At 67.2% G+C, this 18,176-nt stretch carries 13 protein-coding genes, 2 pseudogenes and 2 CRISPR repeat arrays (1 of these 17 running past the window's edge); of the genes and pseudogenes, 9 read left to right on the forward strand and 6 right to left on the reverse strand.

Annotated features, from left to right (window positions below; all coding sequences use genetic code 11):
• Positions 1-85 precede the first annotated feature (85 nt).
• The 3 genes from TVNIR_RS13365 (at position 86) to zwf (ending at position 4,458) form a co-directional block, all read left to right on the forward strand.
• A complete protein-coding gene (locus TVNIR_RS13365; protein ID WP_015259571.1) occupies positions 86-1,054 on the forward strand; it encodes a helix-turn-helix transcriptional regulator in 969 nt (322 codons plus the stop codon).
• A 461-nt stretch (positions 1,055-1,515) separates the two neighbouring features.
• Positions 1,516-2,964 carry a decarboxylating NADP(+)-dependent phosphogluconate dehydrogenase gene (gene gnd / locus TVNIR_RS13370; protein WP_015259573.1) on the forward strand — a complete coding sequence of 483 codons (1,449 nt, stop codon included), beginning with the start codon at positions 1,516-1,518 and terminating at the stop codon, positions 2,962-2,964.
• Between the two features lie 3 nt (positions 2,965-2,967).
• On the forward strand, positions 2,968-4,458 hold the full coding sequence (zwf, locus tag TVNIR_RS13375; RefSeq protein WP_015259574.1) for a glucose-6-phosphate dehydrogenase: 1,491 nt from the start codon (positions 2,968-2,970) through the stop codon (positions 4,456-4,458).
• Between the two features lie 82 nt (positions 4,459-4,540).
• On the opposite strand, the gene pgl is transcribed toward zwf, so the two are convergent.
• The gene (pgl, locus tag TVNIR_RS13380) at positions 4,541-5,323 is read right to left on the reverse strand and encodes a 6-phosphogluconolactonase (RefSeq protein WP_157092281.1); all 783 of its coding nucleotides are present in this window, start codon (positions 5,321-5,323) and stop codon (positions 4,541-4,543) included.
• 694 nt (positions 5,324-6,017) lie between these two features.
• Here pgl and TVNIR_RS13390 point away from each other — a divergent pair.
• Both TVNIR_RS13390 and TVNIR_RS13395 read left to right on the forward strand, forming a co-directional pair.
• Positions 6,018-6,794 (forward strand): metal-dependent hydrolase, encoded by a 777-nt coding sequence (locus TVNIR_RS13390; RefSeq protein WP_015259577.1) that lies wholly within the window; start codon positions 6,018-6,020, stop codon positions 6,792-6,794.
• 87 nt (positions 6,795-6,881) lie between these two features.
• Positions 6,882-10,994, forward strand: a complete 4,113-nt coding sequence (locus TVNIR_RS13395; RefSeq protein ID WP_015259578.1) for a DEAD/DEAH box helicase — start codon at positions 6,882-6,884, stop codon at positions 10,992-10,994.
• A gap of 187 nt (positions 10,995-11,181) precedes the next feature.
• Here TVNIR_RS13395 and TVNIR_RS13400 read toward each other — a convergent pair whose 3' ends face one another.
• On the reverse strand, positions 11,182-11,484 hold the full coding sequence (locus tag TVNIR_RS13400) for a CopG family transcriptional regulator (RefSeq protein ID WP_015259579.1): 303 nt from the start codon (positions 11,482-11,484) through the stop codon (positions 11,182-11,184).
• A 70-nt stretch (positions 11,485-11,554) separates the two neighbouring features.
• Here TVNIR_RS13400 and TVNIR_RS19835 point away from each other — a divergent pair, with 70 nt between their 5' ends.
• Positions 11,555-11,698, forward strand: a complete 144-nt coding sequence (locus TVNIR_RS19835) for an ATP-binding protein (protein WP_015259580.1) — start codon at positions 11,555-11,557, stop codon at positions 11,696-11,698.
• Between the two features lie 137 nt (positions 11,699-11,835).
• Here TVNIR_RS19835 and TVNIR_RS13405 read toward each other — a convergent pair whose 3' ends face one another.
• The 4 genes and pseudogenes from TVNIR_RS13405 to TVNIR_RS13415 form a co-directional block, all read right to left on the reverse strand.
• Positions 11,836-12,123 carry a type II toxin-antitoxin system RelE/ParE family toxin gene (locus TVNIR_RS13405; protein WP_015259581.1) on the reverse strand — a complete coding sequence of 96 codons (288 nt, stop codon included), beginning with the start codon at positions 12,121-12,123 and terminating at the stop codon, positions 11,836-11,838.
• Entirely contained in the window at positions 12,120-12,407 is a 288-nt protein-coding gene (locus TVNIR_RS13410) for a CopG family ribbon-helix-helix protein (protein WP_015259582.1), read from the reverse strand. The genes TVNIR_RS13405 and TVNIR_RS13410 overlap by 4 nt, the downstream gene beginning before the upstream one ends.
• Before the next feature lie 260 nt (positions 12,408-12,667).
• Positions 12,668-13,058, reverse strand: a pseudogene (locus TVNIR_RS19840) (IS110 family transposase); the annotation flags it as partial.
• Between the two features lie 873 nt (positions 13,059-13,931).
• A pseudogene (locus tag TVNIR_RS13415) lies at positions 13,932-14,180 on the reverse strand (ATP-binding protein); the annotation flags it as partial.
• A gap of 41 nt (positions 14,181-14,221) precedes the next feature.
• Here TVNIR_RS13415 and TVNIR_RS13420 point away from each other — a divergent pair.
• From TVNIR_RS13420 to tnpC, 3 genes are all read left to right on the forward strand, one after another.
• Positions 14,222-14,440, forward strand: a complete 219-nt coding sequence (locus tag TVNIR_RS13420) for an ATP-binding protein (protein WP_015259587.1) — start codon at positions 14,222-14,224, stop codon at positions 14,438-14,440.
• A gap of 105 nt (positions 14,441-14,545) precedes the next feature.
• Positions 14,546-14,934: direct repeats of the CRISPR family, unit length 28 nt; unit sequence TTTCTGAGCTGCCTGCGCGGCAGCGAAC.
• Between the two features lie 94 nt (positions 14,935-15,028).
• On the forward strand, positions 15,029-15,925 hold the full coding sequence (locus tag TVNIR_RS13425; protein ID WP_043739751.1) for a Druantia anti-phage system protein DruA: 897 nt from the start codon (positions 15,029-15,031) through the stop codon (positions 15,923-15,925).
• Complete coding sequence (tnpC, locus tag TVNIR_RS13430) at positions 15,922-17,304, forward strand: IS66 family transposase (protein WP_015259589.1); 1,383 nt, start codon at positions 15,922-15,924, stop codon at positions 17,302-17,304. The genes TVNIR_RS13425 and tnpC overlap by 4 nt, the downstream gene beginning before the upstream one ends.
• An 81-nt stretch (positions 17,305-17,385) precedes the next feature.
• A CRISPR array of direct repeats spans positions 17,386-18,176; the repeat unit is 28 nt; unit sequence TTTCTGAGCTGCCTGCGCGGCAGCGAAC; it runs 199 nt beyond the window's last position.

The raw sequence follows: 18,176 nt of genomic DNA on the forward strand, positions 1-18,176 counted from the left end.
CAGCCATACGCGCGCGGGTGAGCAGCCGGCTGGACAACTCGGGTGGGTTCCACCAGCATTCGCGAAAGCCACCCGGGATGCGCTGATGAACCGAGCCGACCGCCTGTTTCACCTGCACGGGCTGCTGCGCACGGCGCGCTACCCGGTCGCGTTCGACACCCTGCGCGACAAACTCGAAGTCTCTGCGGCCACGCTGAAGCGCGATATCCGCTATTTGCGCGACCACATGGAGGCGCCGATCCTCTATGACCGCCGGTACAACGGCTACCGCTACGACCCGAACGCCCCCGAGTTCGAACTGCCCGGGATCTGGTTCAACGACACCGAACTGTACGCGCTGCTGGCGATGGAACAGCTGCTCGACGCGGTCCAGCCCGGTCTGCTGGGCAACTCGATCGGGCCGTTGAAGACCAAGGTGCGCAAACTCCTCGGCGAAGGCGGCCAGAAGGCCGACCTGGTCGCGAGCCGCGTGTGCCTGCAGCCGATGGCCGTGCGCCGGACCAACGACGCGGTTTTCGGCCAGCTCTCCGGTGCAGTGTTCAACGAGCGGCCGCTAACGATCGCGTATCACGGGCGCGAGCGCGATGAGCCGAGCACGCGGGTGATCCACCCCTACCGGCTGGTGCACTACCGTGACAACTGGTACGTGATCGCCTGGTGCGAGCGTGCACGCAATCTGCGCACCTTCGCGCTGGACCGCATCCGCAAGGCCCGGCCCGCAGATACCGCCTTTCGCACCAGCGACCCGCGCACCCTGCGCCATCACATCGGGGCGAGCTTCGGCATCTTCACCGGGTCTGCACGCGACTGGGCGGTGCTGCGCTTCACCCCGGAACGTGCCCGCTGGGTCGCCGACGAGACCTGGCACCCCGACCAGATCGGCCGCTGGGAGGGCGGGGCCTACGAGCTCCAGGTGCCCTATTCCGACCCGCGGGAACTGGCGATGGATATCCTGAAATACGGCCCGGACGTCGAGGTCATCGCCCCGGAGGATCTCCGCGGGCTGATCGCCGAGCGCCTTCGCGCCGCCGCGACACTGTATCGGACCCTCTAGCGCGAAAAAGCGTCCGTGGAAGGACACGGACATCACGGAAAGTGAGGGGCATCCTCCAGATCCCGTCGGAGTAAGCCCGTGCTCATCCGTGGCCCATTCTGATCCTCTCCGGGGTGCCACACACCACCGGGCATGAGTGTTCACCGGATTGCACTTCGCCCCTGGGGGCGCTGCCCGGCTCGACGTCGCCCCCCCACCCGGGAACGTGGCACCGGCTGAAAATACACCGTGCCCACCCCGGACAGTCCGTGCCGCGCAGGCATTGTGCGGGCCCCTGCGGCGGCTGGCGCGTACCGGCGTACAACGCACGGGAACCGCACCGGCCCGCGCGCCTGACCTGGCCCACGAAGCCAGCCCGACCTTCGACGCAGAGCGATGGATCTCCTATGCTCTTCAGGCGCGCGCTTTCCCCTCGAATCCTGCCCGGTACGGCACCCGGGCAAGCAACCTAGGATCCCAGCATGGCAAAGGCGGACATCGGTCTGATCGGACTCGCGGTCATGGGCCAGAACCTGGTCCTGAACATGGCCGATCACGGTTACCGGGTGGCGGTGTTCAACCGCACCACCAGCCGGGTCGATGCCTTCGTCGACGGGCCAGCGAAGGGGCGCAGCATCGTCGGCTGCAGCAGCATCGAGGAGCTCGTCGACAGCCTTGAGCGCCCGCGCAAGGTCATGCTGATGGTCAAGGCCGGCCCGGTGGTCGACGAATTCATCGCCGGCCTGGTGCCGCTGCTCGATCCCGGAGACGTGATCATCGACGGCGGCAACTCGCACTACCCCGACTCGACGCGGCGCACCCGGGAATTGCGCGAACGCGGGCTGCGCTTCATCGGCGCCGGCATCTCCGGCGGCGAGGAAGGGGCCCGCCACGGGCCGTCGATCATGCCCGGCGGCGACCCGGAAGCCTGGCCGCTGGTACGGGAGATCTTCCAGTCGATCGCGGCACAGGTCGACGGCGTGCCCTGCTGCCGGTGGGTCGGGCCCGACGGTGCCGGGCACTTCGTGAAGATGGTGCACAACGGCATCGAGTACGGCGATATGCAGCTGATCAGCGAGGCCTACGCGCTGATGGAGCAGGCGCTCGGCATGGACCACGACGCGATGGCCGCCGTGTTCGCGGATTGGAACCGGGGCGTACTGGATTCCTACCTGATCGGGATCACCGCGGAGATCCTGACCGTGAAGGACAGCGACGGCGCGCCGCTGGTCACGCATATCCTCGACGCCGCCGGCCAGAAGGGCACCGGCAAGTGGACCGGCATCAGCGCGCTCGAACTCGGCGTACCGCTGACGCTGATCGCCGAGGCGGTCTTCGCCCGGGTGCTGTCGTCGCTGAAGGACGAACGCGTGCAGGCCGCCGGCATCCTGGGGCGCCCGCAGCGGCCCGCACCCGCACCGCCGGAAGAGTATCTCGACGCGCTGCACGACGCGCTGTACGCGTCGAAGATCATTTCCTACGCGCAGGGCTTCATGCTGATGCGCGAGGCCACACAGGCACAGGGCTGGACGCTGAACTACGGCGACATCGCGCTGATCTGGCGCGGCGGCTGCATCATCCGCAGCGTGTTTCTGAACGACATCAAGGCGGCCTACGACCAGAACCCCAAGTTGCAGAACCTGGTGCTCGACGACTTCTTCGCCCGCGCGCTGAACAACGCCGAAACCGGCTGGCGGCGTGCGGCCACGCTGGCGATCAGCCACGCGGTGCCCACACCGGCCTTCGCTTCGGCACTGGCGTATTTCGACGGCTATCGCAGCGCGCGCCTGCCGGCCAACCTGCTGCAGGCGCAGCGCGACTATTTCGGGGCCCACAGCTACGAACGGGTGGACCGCGAGCGCGGCACCTTTTTCCACACCGACTGGACCGGGCACGGCGGTGATGTCGCCTCGTCCACCTACGAGGCCTGAGCCATGGATCCCCGCCCCTCCCCCTGCACGCTGGTCATCTTCGGATCCACGGGCAACCTGTCGCGGGTGAAACTGATGCCCGCGCTGTACCACCTGGAGGCGGCCGCCCGCCTGCCCGATGGCGTGCGCATCGTCGCGACCGGCCGCCGGCCCTGGGACCGCGAGCGCTGGCTGCAGGAAATGCGCGGCATGCTCGACGGCCAGGTGCGTGGCGAGATCGACCCCGCGGTGCTCGCCCGCCTCGAACAACGCCAGGACTATTTCCAGGGCGACATCACCGATGCCGAAATGTACGACCGCCTGGCCGACTGGCTGAACGGGCAGGAACAGCTGTCCGCCAACCTCGGCATCTACCTCGCGATCCGGCCGGCCGAGTTCGGCGTGGTCACCGAGAACCTGAGCCGCACCGGGTTGCTGACCGAGAACGGCGGCTGGCGCCGCGTGGTGATCGAGAAGCCCTTCGGCTACGACCTCGAGAGCGCCCAGGCCCTGCAGAAGCGGCTGAGCCGATTCCTCGACGAAGAGCAGATCTATCGCATCGACCACTACCTCGGCAAGGAGATGGTGCGCAACCTGCTGGTGTTCCGGTTTGCCAACCTGATGCTGGAGCCGTTGTGGAACCGCAACTTCATCGATCACGTACAGATCACCCAGGCCGAGACCCTCGGCGTGGGCAGCCGGGCCGCCTACTATGACAGTGCCGGCGCGCTGCGCGACATGCTGCAAAGCCACCTGATGCAGCTGTTCACCCTGGTTGCGATGGAACCGCCGGCGTCGATGGCCGCCGAGGACCTGCGCGACGAGAAGGTGAAGGTGTTGAAGTCGGTGCGCCCGATCACGCCGGGTGCGGTACACGCCCAGTCGTTCCGGGCGCAGTACGGCCCGGGCACCGTGAACGGCGAGCGCGTGCGCGGCTACGTCGAGGAGGATGGCGTGCCGCTGGACAGCGTGACCGAGACCTACGCTGCGCTGAAGCTCTACGTCGACAACTGGCGCTGGCGCGGCGTGCCGTTCTACCTGCGCACCGCCAAGCGCATGGCCGAGAGCGCCTCGCACATCATGATCCGGTTCAAGCAGCCGCCGCAGCAGCTGTTCCGCGGCACCCGGGTGCAGAACGTCGAGCGCAACTGGCTCGCGATCGGGGTGCAGCCCTGCGAGTGCATCAGCCTGCAGCTGACATCGAAGGAGCCCGGCCTGGAGATGAACACCCGCCAGGTCAGTCTGGACGCCGGCCTGAATCCCGCACAGGCGCCCGGCACCGGCGCCTACGAGGGGCTTCTGCTCGACATCATGGAAGGGGATCGCTCGCTGTTCCTGCGCTACGACGAGGTGGAATACGCCTGGCGCATCGTCGACGCGGTGTTGAAAGCCTGGTCGGTGGAACGCGACTTCATCCATACCTACCCGGCCGGCAGCTGGGGCCCGCAGGAAAGCCGCCGGCTGTTCGACGAGGAAATCGACCGCTGGCGCCACAGCATGCGCCCGGAGGACTGAGCCAGGGCGGACACGGCGAGGCCGTGCACCGCCCCCACCCTCCCCCGCGAGCGGGGGAGGGTTGAGGTGGGCAGCGTGGTCATCATGCCCTCGACTCAGGCCCCGGCGGGCTCCCAGCGAGCAGCGCGGCGGCTTCGCGATCGACATGCCATTCGAGTTCCCCGTCAGCGGGTCGCACCAGCGACGCGGGCAGCGTCCGGCGCGCACCGTCGCCGAGCACGCGCGCGAGCGTCGCCGCCTTGTCGGCACCGGTCACCAGGAACAGCACGTGCCGCGCCGCATTCAGCACCGGCAGCGTCAGGCTCAGGCGCCAGGAATCGAGCCGGGGCACGAACACCGCTGCGACCGGCTCCGCGGCATCGAGAGCCGGTGTTCCCGGAAACAGCGACGCCGTGTGCCCGTCATCCCCCATGCCCAGCAGCACCAGGTCGAGACGCGGCACCGCCCTCCCCGCTTCGGCCGGAACCTCGCGCACCAGGCATTCGTGATACCGGTGGGCCGCCTCTGCGGGGTCGGCGGCATCGGTCGGCATCGGGAAGAACGCCGGGGCCTCCGGCAGACCCGCCAACAGCAACTCGCGAACCATATGCGCGTTGCTGTCCGGGTGATCCGCCGGAACCCACCGCTCGTCGCCCAGGAACAGCCGCACCCGGCCCCACGGAATCGACAGCGCATAGGGCGGCGCCGCCAGCAACCGATAGAGCCGCTGCGGGGTATTGCCGCCCGCCAGCGCCATCGTCGCGACGCCCCGTGCCGCGACCGCATCGGTGAGCACCGCGGCGATGCGCTCCGCGGCCCGTGCCATCACGTCGTCGATGCCGACACCGACAATCACCGGGGCCGGGTCCGGCGCTGGAACTGTCACGGCGACGCCCCCCAGAGACACAGCACCCCGCATCCCACCCCCCGGCAGCTCGATGCGCAAGACGCCTCGGAGCCCCTCTCCCCGGTGACATCGGCACCCGCAAACCGCGCCCAACCACGCGGACAACCCGCTACCAACCCGCACAACGCCATCACGGCCTCCTCGGACAACACTCGACTCCGGTGGCAGTGTTTCACGTACCGCCGCCGCAGCAAAGACCCGAAAAAACGGGAGGCGACCTGACGCGAACCGAAGCGCGGCAGGCGCCGCGCCGTCCGCGCTCCCCGGTGGTTACTCCAATGCGAACTCCCGCTCCTGGCGGCTGTGATAACCTGCCCGGCGATGAGCGCGGGCGCTGATTCGTCACCACCGTCGCGCGGTGCAGGTGCGCAGACCGCAAGGATTTCGCCAGTCCCCAAGAAGAACACCGCCCACCCGTTTCCGATACCAAGGCGAAGATGACGGTGCATACCCGGACCGATTCAATCGACACGGCCGATCAACGGGACCGCCGGGGCAGCAACAGCGGCCGTGTCGATCCGGAAAGGCAACCGAGCGGAGCCGCGCAGACGGACGGGAGTCATGTGGCCGGAGCCCCGGAACCGGTAGTCACGATGAAACGCGGCAAAACCGAAAGAGTGCAGCCTGCCCTTGAACAGCCGCGCGCTCGGCACGAACGCACCCCGCACCCCTGATGGCCGATTTCAAGACCCACCTGCTGGGCGCCGCGCTGGTCAGCGGCGTGATGGCCACCGGCATGGCGATGGTGTCGCAGAGCGAGCCCAGGGCGGTCCTCGGGTATTTCGCTCTGGGCGTTGCCGGCGGCATCCTCCCCGACATCGACGCCAACAGCTCGATTCCGATCCGCATCGCCTTCAAGCTGCTTTCGGCGGTCAGCGCCTTCGTCGTGGTGTTTCATTTCGCCGCTGCACTGTCGCTGCTCGAACTCGTGCTGCTCGGGGTCGGCGCCTATTTTCTGGTGCGCCACGGGGTATTCAGCGTGTTCACCCGCTTCACCCGCCATCGCGGTGTGATCCACTCGATCCCGGCGGCGCTGTTCGCCGGACTGCTGTCGGTGCTGATCGCCGTTGAAGTCTTTGCAGCCAGCAGCGTGACCGCCTGGACAGCCGGCCTGTTCGTGTGCGTCGGGTTTCTGGTGCACCTGATTCTCGACGAGATCTACAGCGTCGATCTGCTTGGCATCCGGATCAAACGCTCGTTTGGCAGCGCACTCAATCTGGGCGCGCCGTCCAACCCGATCGGAACGGCGCTGCTGTATCTCGGCGTGGCCGGCTTGTACTGGCTGGCACCACCGATCGACGAATTCGCCACCGCAGTGACCGATCCGGCCGCCTACCAGACACTCGCCGAGCGGCTCCACCCGAGTGACCAATGGTTCGAAAACGTATGGGCCGAACTGCTGGCAACGGTACGCACGGCCGCGCAAACGGTGGCGAGCCTGGCACCGTAGCTGCGGGATTCGCAACGGAGCACCTGACGCTCGCAATCCGGATTCGCTACGATCCCCATCCACGATCACCGCATTCGGACGCACCCCTTGGAGAACCCCCTTTTCGGCAACGACACCGACGCCCCGGCCCTGCGCGAACTCGAACGGATCATCCTCCAGGCAGCAGCCATGCACTACTCGCCGGTCGGGCGCATGCGGCTGGCCGATACCCTGCGCACGCTGGGCGTCCGCACCCCAGGCGGCCGGGCGGCCCATTACCCGGAGATCAAGCCGCTGATCCTGCAGCTGCTGCAGGAAGGCAAACTGGAGGACACCGGCAAGGGCCTGCAATGCCCCCGCGACCAGGTCGAGGCGCTGCTGGACCAGGCAACGGAAGACGACCGGCTACCGGCGCTGGCCGCCGCGGTAAGATCCAACGCGAGCGTGTCTTACGACTGGTACGGCCAGCCCATCTACCGGCAGTACGACGAACTGATCCGGGATCTGCGCATCGCGTTGATCCTGGGCAACGACGACCTCGTTCAGGATTTTCTGGCCCAGGCATTCGCCAGCCATATGGAGTCGACCGTCCGCCACCCCCTGCTGCAGGTGGACAGCCGGGGCCACCGTGCGCCCTGGATCCAGCGGCTTCCGCCCGCGCTGCACCAAACCATACTGTTGACGCTGACCGCGAGTGCCCTGATGCGGATGGAACCGATCGACGCGCTGCAGGAAGACCTGGCCCAGACCCGCTGGATCAGTGACGAATGGGCCCTGCACGCGCGGCAGCGGCGGGCCGAGTTTGCGTTGCTGGCCGGTGACACCGACACGGCGCTGGCCCTTCTGGGCGACAACGAATACCCGTCGACGCTGACACTGCGGGCCTGGGCCGCTCTGATTCGCGGGGACATCGACGCGGCACGTGAAGGATATGCGCAGGCGCTGACGATGCTGCGCAAGGGCTCGCGCAAGCGCAACCTGTATTTCCACGACCTGGCCGGCACCTTCTCGCTGATCCCGCTGCTGGCCACGAACGACCTGGACACGGCCGCCGACCTGGCCACCCGGGCCATAAAGGACCGGGACAATACACTCGTCGGCGTGTATCAGATCTGGCCGCCGCTGATTGCCGTACGGCGCGGGCAGAAGGCCGCGCCTGCCGACGACATCCTCGTCTCGATGCAGCCGGGGCCCATCCATCTACTGCCGCTGCTGGTATTGTTCTGGATGGGCCCGGAGCAGCTGACCCCGTACCTCGCCGAGGCCGAGAGCCTGGTGCACCGGGCACAGGCCGCCGGGATGCACTGGCTCGCCGCACAAACCCGGGCGCTGCTGAACCGCCAGCGCGGAGACGCGCCGGACCCCGTGGCCGAAGGCGTGGCGCTGGTGGATCTCGTCACGCGGATCGAGCCCTGGGAAGCCACGCTCGATGCCCTGACGGCGCTGGGCGGCGCCCCGAAGGATGCCGACTCGCAGACGACCCGCGACGAGCGCGTCGTCTGGTGGCTGCTGCCCTACCAGGGCCAGCTCCTGATCCAGCCGAAGCTGCAGCGGCGCACACGGCGCGACGGCTGGACGCTGGGCCGCAATATCGCGTTGTCGGCGTTGCACACGGGCCAGCAGGACGCGCTGGACGACGACGACCGGCGCGTCTGCGCCGCCATCGTCGAGCAGTATCCCGCCTGGGGCTACGGTGCGTCCCGGCTGGAATTCGACCCGACCCGTGCCGCGCTGGCGTTGGTCGGCCATCCGCGGCTGTTTCGCTCGGACGAACCGTCCACGGCAGTGGAACTGGTCGCGGCCGCCCCGGCGCTGCGCGTGCGGCGCAGCAAGGGCCGGCTGCGCATGGCCCTGCAGCCGCCGCTGCCGAAAGGCGGCCCGCTGCGGATCGTGGAAGAGACGCGCAACCGCTGGCAAGTCGTGCGCTTCGACGACACGCACCGGCAGATCGGTGAGCTGCTCGACGGCGGACTGAACATACCGGTCGAGGCCGAAGACCGCGTACGCGAGGCGATCGCGCGGATCGCGCCGCGCATCGACATTCACTCCGACATCGGCGGCGACGAGGACCTGCCGCGCGTGGACGGCGATACCACGCCCTACCTCGCGCTGATCCCCAGTGGCGACGGGCTGACCGCGGAGCTCCGGGTACGCCCCCTGGGCTCGGGCGGCAGCGGCTTCACCCCCGGCCACGGCGGCGCGGAACTCACCGCGGCAGGGGCCGACGGCACCCGCCGCCGGGTGCGCCGCAACCTGGCCCAGGAACGGAAGCAGGCCCGCGCCGTGGTCGAAGCCTGTCCGGCGCTCGAAGGCTGGGAGATCGACCCCTTCGTCTGGGGCCTGCCGGAACCGCAGGACTGTCTCGAACTGCTGGAACAGCTGCAAGCGCTGGACGGGCAGGTGACCGTGGAATGGCCGCGCGGCCAGAACCTGAACCTCAGCGCCCGGGCCGACGGTTCCGGGTTCAGCCTGTCGCTGAACCACCGCGGCGACTGGTTCGAGGCCAGCGGCGAACTGCAGGTCAACGAGAACCTCGTGCTCGACCTGCAGCGCCTGCTGGCCCTGCTCGACACCGGCGGCGGCAGCCGCTTCCTGCCGCTGGGCGACGGCCGTTTCCTGGCGCTGACCGAGAATTTCCGCAAGCGCCTGCAGGATCTGCGCGACATCGCCGACAGCAGCGCCCGCAAGCCGCGCTACCACCCGCTCAACGCGCCGGTGCTGGAAGAGATCGCAAACGACTTCGGCCAGTTCCAGACCGATGACGCCTGGCACGAACGCCTGCAGCGCCTGCGCAACGCCGACGCAAGCCCGGCCGCCATTCCCGCGACCCTGGAGGCGGAACTGCGCGACTACCAGGTCGACGGCTATCGCTGGCTGATGCGGCTGGCCGCATGGGGCGTGGGCGCCTGCCTCGCCGACGACATGGGCCTGGGCAAGACCGTTCAGGTACTGGCCGCGCTGGTCGCCCGCGCGCCGCTCGGGCCCAGCGTCGTGATCGCGCCGACCTCGGTCTGCGGCAACTGGCTGAGCGAAGCCCGGCGCTTCGCGCCGACGCTGAACCCGATCGTGTTCGGCAACGGCGACCGGCAGGCGCAGATCCAGGCACTGGGCGCGTTCGACCTGCTGATCGTGAGCTACGGCCTGATGCAGCAGGAGATCGAGCTGCTGAGCGCGCGCGAGGACTGGAACTGCCTGGTGCTGGACGAAGCCCAGGCGATCAAGAACCCCGCCACCCAGCGCGCCCGCGCCGCGTTCGGGCTGCCGGCCGCGTTCCGGATCGCGACCACCGGCACCCCGGTGGAGAACCACCTGGGCGAGCTCTGGAGCCTGTTCCGGTTCCTGAACCCGGGGCTGCTCGGCTCGCGTGAGGCCTTCAACCAGCGCTACGCGCTGCCGATCGAACGCGACCAGAACCACGAGGCGCGCGACCGGCTGCGCCGGCTGGTCCGCCCGTTCATCCTGCGCCGACTGAAAAGCGCGGTGCTGGAAGAACTGCCGCCGCGCACCGAAATCCAGCTACAGGTGGATCCCAGCCCTCCGGAAACCGCATTCTACGAAGCCTTCCGCCGCCAGATCCTCGAAGGACTCGGCACCGAGATCACCCCGGCACAGCAGGACCGTTTCGAAGTGCTCGCCGCGATCACCCGGCTGCGCCGCGCCGCCTGCCACCCGGAACTGGTCAGCCCCGGAATCGGCATTCCCTCCGGCAAGCTGGCGCTGTTCCTGGAAGTGGTCGAGGAACTGCGCGACGGCCGTCACCGCGCACTGGTGTTCAGCCAGTTCGTCGATCATCTCAACCTGGTGCGCGCGGCGCTGGACCAACGCGGCATCCCCTACCAATACCTGGACGGCTCCACCCCCGCCAGCGCCCGCGCCGAGCGCGTCGCGGCATTCCAGGGCGGCGCCGGCGACCTGTTCCTGATCAGCCTGAAGGCCGGCGGCACCGGCCTGAACCTGACCGCCGCCGACTACGTGATCCACCTCGACCCCTGGTGGAACCCCGCGGTCGAAGACCAGGCCTCCGACCGCGCCCACCGCATCGGCCAGCAACGCCCGGTCACCGTCTACCGCCTGGTGATGCGCGGCAGCATCGAGGAACGCATCATCGACCTGCACGCCCGCAAGCGCGACCTCGCCGACACCCTGCTCGAAGGCGGCGACGCCAGCGCCCGCCTCGACACCGAAGCGCTGCTCGCGCTGCTGCGCGAGGAACGGGGCTGAGCAGAAGGGAGCCGGTCGTGGAGATAGGGGCGCCTGGGGGGCCACATCGTGCCACAGTCGCAGCGCGTGGGGGTCTCGGGAGGAACGCGTTCTTGATGGGAGCGCTTCTACCCGCCGGGATTGGGGTGGTTTAGAGTCTTGCGGATTTCTTCTGCCAGCTTCCATTCACGGTCTTGGCAACCTGGTGTCACCTCCACCACTTGGTCTGCGACTCTACTCCGGTCGCGCACTCGGCCTCGATGACCGAATCCAACCCATCGTTCGCCAAGTCGTCGGCAATCTCCTGGGACTCGGACATGGCCTCCGGATCCGCGGCCAACGTACGCGCCGCTGCAACCATCGCGGTCATGAACCGCTCACGTTCACGCCGCGCCAGAAAATCCGTAAGGGCCTCGAGCACCAACTCCGAGCGGGCCCGACCCGCGATATGGGCCTCATCGGCCAGACGCTTCTCGATTTTATCTGGGACACACAACGAAATCATGACCATAACGTTTAATCCGACCCAGCGCCTGGAATGCGGATCGTAGCACGGAGGCCATGGGAGTACCCTCAAGGCTTTGGCCCAAACACCGCTGAGATCCGCTGCAACGCTACACACCCACACCACCAACAAGAACTTCACCAGCTGGGGAGCGTTCTTCCACGACGACAACGTGGCGGTGCCGATCGTCGACCGGATCATCCAACACTCGCACCTCTAGCTGCTCTGCGGGGAGAACTACCGCTTGAAGCAGAAGACGCTCAGCTGACGATCACGGCTGCAATGACCGCTAGTGGGTCAGCTTAGTTGGCCATTGACACGCCGAAGGGGGGTAACCCGATGGGCCGCTCCACGGCCCTACCCACGAACTGGTGGCCACTGCCTGGCCGCGTGCAGGACGCGCAGCACGCGCACCAAGTCGCCGGGTACGTCATAGACCAGAACATAATTCCGGTGCACGACCAGCTCGCGCGTGCCGACGATGCGGCCCGGCCGACCAAGGTCGGGATGATCGACCAGGCGTCCGGTCTTCTCTTCAAACAGCTCATCGAGGGCCAGCGCGGCGACCGGGTTGTCGGCATCGATGAAGTCATAGATTGCGTCGCGGTCTTGTATCGCCTCTGGCGTCCAGAACAGCTCCATCATTTCGTGGGTTCAAGCCGGCGGCGCGTTGCTGCCCGCTTTGCCGCGAACTTGGCTTCGACTTCGGCCGCCGGGGTCAGGTTGCCGGCGTTGGCTGAATCCAGGCCGATTTGCACCTGGCGACGGTACCAGGCGTCATGCTCTGTGGCCTCCTGTTGCTGCCGCACGAACTCGCGCATAAAATCGCGCAGGAGCTGCGCGCCGGTACGGTCGCGTTCCTTCGCGGCCGTGGCGAATTGGCTTTTCAGGGTCTCATCGACCCGGAAGGTGAAAGTGACTTCGCTCATGGTGTTGCCCTCATGTGTTACACAGTAGTTACATAGTAGCACGCCGAAACTGTCTTGCGCGGCAGGCACCCTGCCGACCCTGACCCATTCACCGGGAGCTGCGGCGGGCGCGGCCCGCCCCATGCAAGGCTGACCTGCATTTCTTGTTCGCTCCCCGGCACAGTCTCGCTACGTTTCCGTGAACTTGGTGGACGCGTTGATTTACAGATGGATATAAAAATAGATCCTCTTGAGAAACAAACCGCCCCCCATACGTAAAATCATGTGGTTACCGGGGCTTGGGTCAGTTCGAACCCGAACGCTTTGGCGCGACGCTTGAGTGTGGCGACAGTGCGCTGGCGCTGCTGTTCCCCGTAGTGTTCGCGGCCGCGATCGACGTAGTCCTCACCCCGCCGTGAGCATGAAATACACCATCCGAGCCAGCTTGTGGGCGACTGCGGTGTTGGCCCGAGGCGTATCCATCCGGGAACACAACCGTCGGTAGAACGCACCCAGCGCCGAGTCGCTACGTGCAAGTGCCATGGCGGCCATCTTCAGTGCCTGACGGGCCCGGTTGGTGGAACGCTTAGTTCCAGCAGAGAGAACCTTGCCGCCGCTGATCTTGGTCCCGGGGCTACAGCTGCTAACCGCCCGGCACCTATTGCTGCGGTTCATCCCCGCGCGGGCGGGGAACGCCGGCGCATCATGTCCAGCACGCCGTAGACGTTCGGTTCATCCCCGCGCGGGTGGGCAACGCGGACCGTGCGCTGTGGCCGTCGAGTATGAGGACGGTTCATCCCCGCGCGGGCGGGGAACGCTTTGCCGGGTTAACGGCGGGGACGCTGGTTGGCGGTTCATCCCCGCGCGGGCGGGGAACGCGGCGCTCTACCCATGCGCCTGACCCGTCCGGACGGTTCATCCCCGCGCGGGCGGGGAACGCCCGCGGTTCGAGATAGCCCGAAGACTGCGTCACGGTTCATCCCCGCGCGGGCGGGGAACGCCGTTAACGTCCAGCACCCCTTCGATGTTAATGCGGTTCATCCCCGCGCGGGCGGGGAACGCGCCTGCAATCACCACTCCGTGGTTGCATTTTTCGGTTCATCCCCGCGCGGGCGGAGAACGCGGCTGATGGCGGGGCTGTTCCGGTTGGTCTGCCGGTTCATCCCCGCGCGGGCGGGGAACGCGACCTCCACCGTTGCGGTCGCACGCTGCACGACGGTTCATCCCCGCGCGGGCGGGGAACGCTTGCCACAATCACGTCTGCGCCTCCCGATATTCGGTTCATCCCCGCGCGGGCGGGGAACGCCGCACCGCCAAGACCGGCGGCGCCGCCCAGGCCGGTTCATCCCCGCGCGGGCGGGGAACGCTCGGCCCGCGAGGCACGCCGTATGGTGCGTATTCCGCGGAAGCTGGCCACCCATTCCGCGTGAAGCGGGCCGGGGATTCCACGCGAAGCCGGCCACCCGTTCCGGGGATGCCGGCCACCCTTGCATCGGAGCGAAGCGACGCGGGTTAGGCATTGTTACGGGAACCGGGTGCTCGGGGTCAAGCGGTCGGTGCGGCGCGGCGTTTGCGCATGGATTCTCCTTTCAGAGTGATGCGGTAGGCGTTGTGGACCAGGCGGTCCAGGATGGCGTCGGCGAGCGTGGGATCGCCGATGGCGTCATGCCAGTGTTCGACCGGCAGTTGGCTGGTGACCAGGGTGGAGCGGCAGGGGTGGCGGTCGTCCAGCAGCTCGAGCAGATCGCGGCGCTGGGGCGCGGTCATTGGCGCGAGGCCCCAGTCGTCGAGTAATGTGGAGCTAAACATTACTCGACGAACTCGGCTTCCTGCCCATGAGCCGGCAGGCCCGCTACAGCCTGTTCCAGCTGATCAACAGCCTCTACGAGTACCGCTCGGTGATCCTGACCACCAACAAGGACTTCACCGCCTGGGGCGAGTTCTTCCATGACGACAACGTCGCGGTCCCCATCATCGACCGCATCATCCATCACTCCCACATCTTCATGCTGGGAGGAGAAAGCTATCGGCTGAAGCAGAAAACACTCAGCTGACTATCAGGGGTGGGTCAATTTTATTGGCCAGTACCGGGTCAGAATAAATGGCCATTGACACGCGGCAGCGAACCTCAGATATTCGCCGGCGGTGATGATCTGGATTTTCTGAGCTGCCTGCGCGGCAGCGAACCTGGCCCAAGCCGACGACCCCGGCTGCTACGATTTCTGAGCTGCCTGCGCGGCAGCGAACACAACTCCGTCTCGGTATCCGTCAGCATCTGCGTTTCTGAGCTGCCTGCGCGGCAGCGAACCCGGTCCGTTTGTGAGCGTCTGCGTCGGGGCATTTCTGAGCTGCCTGCGCGGCAGCGAACTCGGCCGCCTATGACGCCGGCCTGATCTCCGATTTCTGAGCTGCCTGCGCGGCAGCGAACTGCGGGAAGCTGCTCGATCGTTGTCACGCCTATTTCTGAGCTGCCTGCGCGGCAGCGAACGGCGGCAGTCCGGTGGTCGCGATTTTGGATGATTTCTGAGCTGCCTGCGCGGCAGCGAACATGGAGCCTCATATCAGGTATCACTTTAGCTGCCTGAAAAAAGTGGCACAGGGGGCTGGCGTCACGGCGCATCTGCTGGTAGCGTGTGGTGCCCATGGGACAGAGCGACAGGGTGCTGCTGCGTTACCGAGGCCGCGATGTGCGTGCCGAGGATCTCGCGACGATTCGCGCGCAGATCGCGCAGGCGGCCACGGCACAGGGAGCGGCCCGCGGTCGCAGCGCGATCGCCCGACGACTGTGTGAGGGGTGGGACTGGCGGCAGGCGAACGGGGCGCTCAAGGAATACGCCGCGCGGGATCTGCTGCTGCGCCTGGAAGAGGCCGGGCACATCCAGTTGCCGCCGCGGCTGCAAGAGAAGAACAATCACGCGGTCCCGGATTATCGGCAACGGCCGCTGTTCGAGGAGCGGCCGCTGGCCGGGCGGGTGGATGCCTATGGGGTGCTCGAGATCCGCACGGCTGAGGGACCTGAGCGCTACCTCTGGGATTATCTGGTTCATCACCACCATTACCTGGGGCGTCCCAAGCTAGTGGGCGCGTACCTCAAGCAATTGGTGTGGCTCGACGGGCAGGTGGTGGCCTGCCTGGGTTGGGCCAGTGCCGCCTGGAAGGTCGATTGTCGGGACCGCTGGATCGGCTGGACGCCCGAGCTGCGGCGCCAGCGTCTGGTCGGGGTGGTGAACAACGTCCGCTTTCTGATCCTGCCGTGGGTGCGTGTAGAGCATCTGGCCTCGAAGGTGCTGGGGCAGTCGCTGCGCGGGCTTGCCGCCGCGTGGCAGGCCCGGGTGGGGCAACGCATCGTGCTGGCGGAGACCTTCGTCGATCCGGCGCGCTTTGCCGGCACCTGCTATCGGGCGGCCAACTGGCAGTGCCTGGGCCAGACCCGGGGCCATGCCAAGCGCGGCAATGCCTACCGGGCACATGCCGTGTCCAAGGACGTCTGGGTGCGGCCGCTGACGCGCCGCTGGCGGCCGGCGCTGCTGGAACCATGACCCGCGAGGAGGCCTGTGCGCTGCTCGACGGGCCGCGCGAGGTGGCCGTGGCCAAGATCCTCGAACTCGCGCACAAGGCCGAGCAGTGGGACCGGCAGTCGGCCCCCGACGCAGACCCGCTGCAACCCTCGGCGACGATCGCCTCGTTCCAGAAGCCGGCGGCGCCACGGCGCCGACGCAAGCCCGGGCGCAAGGCGGGTCATCACGGGGCTTGCCGGCCGGTACCGCAGACCATCGACGCGCAGGTGGAACACCGGCTCGAGACCTGTCCTGACTGCGGACACCCGGTCGGGCCCGCCGTCCGCTCCCACACCCGCCTCATCGAGGATCTGGAACCGGGAACCGTCAAGACCCATGCGCACACCGTCCACGGCCACTGGTGTGGTCACTGCCGCAAGATCGTCACGCCCACGGTCACTGCGGCGCTGCCGCGCGCGACGCTCGGCCTGAACCTCGTCATCTACAGCGCCTGGCTGCATTACCGTCTCGGCATCAGCGTGGGCAACTTGGTCACCATTCTCCAGCAGCTGTTCGGGCTGCGCGTCAGTGCCGGCGGACTCACCCAGTCCTGGATCCGGCTCGGGGAGACCCTGGCGCCCTACGGGGTGCAGCTGGAGCAGGCCATCCGCCAGGCCGGTGTTCTGCACGCCGACGAAACCGGCTGGCGGGTCAACGGCACCACCCACTGGCTCTGGGCCTTCTGCACCGAAGACCTGGCCTATTTCCGGATCGAACGCCGGCGCAATGCCGCGGTGGTCTTGGCCGTTCTGGGCGAAATCTTCGACGGTTTGCTGGTCTGTGACTTCTACGCCGCCTACAACGCGGTCGAGACCTGGGCCAAACAACGCTGCCTGTTCCACTTGTTCGCCGAACTGCGCCGGGTCGATCAACGCAATACCTCGATTCCCTGGCGCGACACCCGGCGCCGCATCCAACGCCTGTTCCAGGATGCGATCCGGCTGAAGCTGCGCCGCCCCGAACTGGAACCGCACGTCTACCAACGCCGCAAACGACGCCTGCACCAACGCCTCGACGAACTGATCGCCACCTCGTTCCAGGATAAAGATGCCATGCGCTTGGTCAAACGCCTGGGCAACTTCCGCGGCGAACTGCTGACCTTCCTGGATCATCAGGACCTGCCGCCCACCAATAACCGCGGCGAGCAAGAGATGCGCACGCCCGTGCTCACCCGCAAGGTCTGCCAGCAGAACCGCTCCGAAGCGGGTGCCGAAACGCACGCCCTGCTGCTGTCCCTGTTCCGCACCGGCGAACTGCAAGGACACGAGCCGCTTGCCTTCGTGCGCCGTCTGACCGAGGCTGCCATCGCTGGGAAACCCCTCGAACTCGTCCGGCCCGCACCGGCCGCCCAGGCCGCCTGAGACACCCCACCCCTCGGCGCATCCGGCGCCAACCGTTTCAGGCAGCTAAAGTCATACCATATCAGTCATCACCCCTCCGTATTTCTGAGCTGCCTGCGCGGCAGCGAACGCTGGCGGGAACCTCATGAGCATGGCTGGCGATTTCTGAGCTGCCTGCGCGGCAGCGAACCAGGAATCGACGTCGAGGGATGCGCTGAACTCCTTTCTGAGCTGCCTGCGCGGCAGCGAACGGCGGGGTGTAACTCACTCCGGTTTTTCTCCCTTTCTGAGCTGCCTGCGCGGCAGCGAACGAAATCCGGGGCTTGGGATGGCTGGGGGACCATTTCTGAGCTGCCTGCGCGGCAGCGAACCGGGTAGGCGCGGTCACCCGAGCTACGCCGCATTTCTGAGCTGCCTGCGCGGCAGCGAACGGGCTCGGTCAGGAGCGCCAGCCTTGCGTTTATTTCTGAGCTGCCTGCGCGGCAGCGAACGAAGGCTGCGACACCGACCGCTGGGTGCTTAGTTTCTGAGCTGCCTGCGCGGCAGCGAACCTGCTGCGCGCGATCGAGACTGACCTTGCGAGTTTCTGAGCTGCCTGCGCGGCAGCGAACCGTCAGACCGACGCGGCGCGTGAGGCGCGCAATTTCTGAGCTGCCTGCGCGGCAGCGAACTCCACGGCGGTATTGAACTCCTCCATGCTGGATTTCTGAGCTGCCTGCGCGGCAGCGAACAGTCCCCGAACCGCGTCAGGAGACTAGTCACGTTTCTGAGCTGCCTGCGCGGCAGCGAACGCGCGGCCGCGGCCGGAGATCCGCAACCAGGATTTCTGAGCTGCCTGCGCGGCAGCGAACATCTCAAAGCCTGAATTGGCAGATTGCATCATTTTCTGAGCT

The organism is Thioalkalivibrio nitratireducens DSM 14787 (assembly GCF_000321415.2).
GTDB classification, from domain to species: Bacteria; Pseudomonadota; Gammaproteobacteria; order Ectothiorhodospirales; family Ectothiorhodospiraceae; genus Thioalkalivibrio; species Thioalkalivibrio nitratireducens.